The following is a 2,016-nucleotide window of genomic DNA, read 5'->3' as shown; positions in this document are numbered from 1 at the left end:
GCGCCTTGAAATACTCGCCAAGCTTGGCGATGTATTCATACATAGCCGCAAATTCGTGCAAGGTGTCGTAAAAAACGATATGATCGAGCGGCTTTTTGTCGCGCAGTAGCAAATCTAGCATCGCCGTGCTATCCTTGCCGCCCGAAAGCGTTGCGATATGGGTCATCCTTTTCCTTTAAATTTAAACTCTTTAACAAGCCTTTTAATCAGCTTTAAAGGCTTGTTAAAGGGCTTAACGCCCTTTAACTTTAATCGAACCATAGCCTAAGCGTGCCGTCGTCATCTATGTCCAGTTCATCGGGGATGGCCCCGCCGAACAAAGAGTGAGTGCCCTTAAAATTTTGATCCAGCATGGTTAAATTGACGATATCGATATAAAAAGTATCGATATGCGAATACTTGCCTCTTTCTAAATCGTCCACCATTTCTTGCGATAAAAGAAGCAAATCATATCCGATTAGCTCGCAAGTAGCTTTTATGCTGCCGTAGGTTATATCGTGGTTGCCTTCCACTATAAAGCTATCGCCTAGTTCTTCGTTATCAAGCTCAGCAGCCCTTTTAAAAATTCTCTCAAAATCGGCTTTATCTTTTATCCTATATTTTGGCTCTATCATTGTCCTGCCTCCAAACTCTCAATTTTAGGCACTATGCGGAAGCTATCTTTTATAGTTCTTGTTAGTCCCAGCTTTACGAGATCTTCATCTTTTAGCTCCGCTAGAGCGTCTTTATTAGGTTTTTCCTCGTATATGATGCACTCTTTGGCTAGCCCGTAGCTTTTGATCGCCTTTAGCAGGCTTTCTACTTTTGCCTTAATACGAGGCAAGCTCACACTTTTAGTTAGGCGGTAGCCGATCTCGCCAAAGGTAAATTCCTTCGAGCGTTTTTCGGCAAATTCGTGCTTGTTTTCTTCGCAAAAAAACGTGATTTGCTGCTCGATATAGTTTTTCTCGCTCTCGAGTCTCTCTACTTCAGCTTTTCTGCTCTCTTTGATGCGGTTGCACTCAAGCGTTACTTCGCCGTTGATCTTTTCGATACCTACACTTAGCTCGCACACCTTTTTTAGCGCATTATCTATATCGCTAAAGCTTTTTATTTCCATTTTCTACTCCTTAGTTTTGATTTTCTTCTGTTTGCTCTTATTACTTGGCTTTTATGCTTCGCGCCCTTTGTTATTTGACTCTTAGCAAAAGCCATCCTGCTTCTTCTGGTTTTGGTTTGCATTGGCACGCCGCCAAGTGGGCTGGTGTCGCTTATAGCTAAGCTTAGCCCCGCCAGCATCGACATGGCTTTTATCATCTCTTTCTCCTTTCTAAAATTTTAAGTTTTTTAGCTAGTCCGTATTTTATGACGTAGCCGTATCTTAGGCAGATCGGAAGCGTATTTTTACTCTTCTTTACGATCCACACCTTGCCGCCCTCACTCATCAAACAAGCTAAATTTCAGCTCCCTCACGCCGAGCTGTCTTGCAAGCTCTCGCTCGTATGCCATACCTTTGCTCTCCTTGCTGTACTCGCACGGAAAGAAATAGTAATAGCTGCAAACGCTTAGAAGCTCCTCGCAGTTTTTCATTATTCGCTCGCGCTCCAGCTCGCTGTATACGCCCAGCCATGCAAGCACGGGCGAGATGGGCTCGTAGCCGTTGGCGCGCACGATGGCGCAGGCCTGCTCGGCAAGCTTGCGGGCGTAGTAGTCGCGATCTCGATCATGCTTGCATTTGATACTTGCATACGGCGAGCTTACAAAACAAAGCCTTGCCGTTCGTTTGTCCATATTTTCTCCTTTCTTTTAAAATTTAAGCTTTAGCGCTTATATAGGCTCTTGCAAAAAGAGCCCGATAAAAGCTAAATGATAAACATCTGCTCACGCAGATAAGTAAGTACTTTTCGTACGAAAGGATGGCTCATCATCGTAGCATCGGCGCAAATTCTTAACTTGCCGAAACGTTCAATCACGGGGCATCTGCTCCTAGAGCCATAATAGAAGGTTACATAAAACGCCCAATCCTCACTTGCTTGC

General features: G+C 44.2%; 6 protein-coding genes. All 6 read right to left on the bottom strand.

Going from position 1 to position 2,016, the window contains the following annotated elements:
- Positions 1-166 (bottom strand): phosphoadenosine phosphosulfate reductase family protein (locus Q0256_RS11565; protein WP_367271932.1); only part of this gene is annotated, 166 nt, incomplete at its 3' end.
- An 82-nt stretch (positions 167-248) separates the two neighbouring features.
- The gene (locus tag Q0256_RS00990) at positions 249-614 is read right to left on the bottom strand and encodes a hypothetical protein (protein WP_297959208.1); all 366 of its coding nucleotides are present in this window, start codon (positions 612-614) and stop codon (positions 249-251) included.
- On the bottom strand, positions 611-1,099 hold the full coding sequence (locus Q0256_RS00985) for a host-nuclease inhibitor Gam family protein (RefSeq protein WP_297959206.1): 489 nt from the start codon (positions 1,097-1,099) through the stop codon (positions 611-613). Before Q0256_RS00985 ends, Q0256_RS00990 begins: the two co-directional genes overlap by 4 nt.
- Positions 1,090-1,296, bottom strand: coding sequence for a hypothetical protein (locus Q0256_RS00980; RefSeq protein WP_297959204.1), 207 nt, complete (start codon positions 1,294-1,296; stop codon positions 1,090-1,092). Before Q0256_RS00980 ends, Q0256_RS00985 begins: the two co-directional genes overlap by 10 nt.
- Positions 1,293-1,424, bottom strand: a complete 132-nt coding sequence (locus Q0256_RS00975) for a hypothetical protein (RefSeq protein WP_297959202.1) — start codon at positions 1,422-1,424, stop codon at positions 1,293-1,295. Before Q0256_RS00975 ends, Q0256_RS00980 begins: the two co-directional genes overlap by 4 nt.
- Positions 1,417-1,770, bottom strand: a complete 354-nt coding sequence (locus Q0256_RS00970) for a hypothetical protein (RefSeq protein WP_297959200.1) — start codon at positions 1,768-1,770, stop codon at positions 1,417-1,419. Before Q0256_RS00970 ends, Q0256_RS00975 begins: the two co-directional genes overlap by 8 nt.
- Between the last annotated feature and the right edge of the window lie 246 nt (positions 1,771-2,016).

It is taken from the genome of uncultured Campylobacter sp. (assembly GCF_937949835.1).
In the GTDB taxonomy this organism is placed as follows: Bacteria; Campylobacterota; Campylobacteria; order Campylobacterales; family Campylobacteraceae; genus Campylobacter_B.
Note: the sequence above shows the minus strand (reverse complement) of the source record. Positions and strands in the feature narration are given on the sequence as shown.

Bases quoted from the DNA above. Each gene is read 5' to 3' on its own strand.
- Q0256_RS00990 (WP_297959208.1), bottom strand. From the start codon at position 614: ATGATAGAGCCAAAATATAGGATAAAAGATAAAGCCGATTTTGAGAGA.
- Q0256_RS00985 (WP_297959206.1), bottom strand. From the start codon at position 1,099: ATGGAAATAAAAAGCTTTAGCGATATAGATAATGCGCTAAAAAAGGTG.
- Q0256_RS00980 (WP_297959204.1), bottom strand. From the start codon at position 1,296: ATGATAAAAGCCATGTCGATGCTGGCGGGGCTAAGCTTAGCTATAAGC.
- Q0256_RS00975 (WP_297959202.1), bottom strand. From the start codon at position 1,424: ATGAGTGAGGGCGGCAAGGTGTGGATCGTAAAGAAGAGTAAAAATACG.
- Q0256_RS00970 (WP_297959200.1), bottom strand. From the start codon at position 1,770: ATGGACAAACGAACGGCAAGGCTTTGTTTTGTAAGCTCGCCGTATGCA.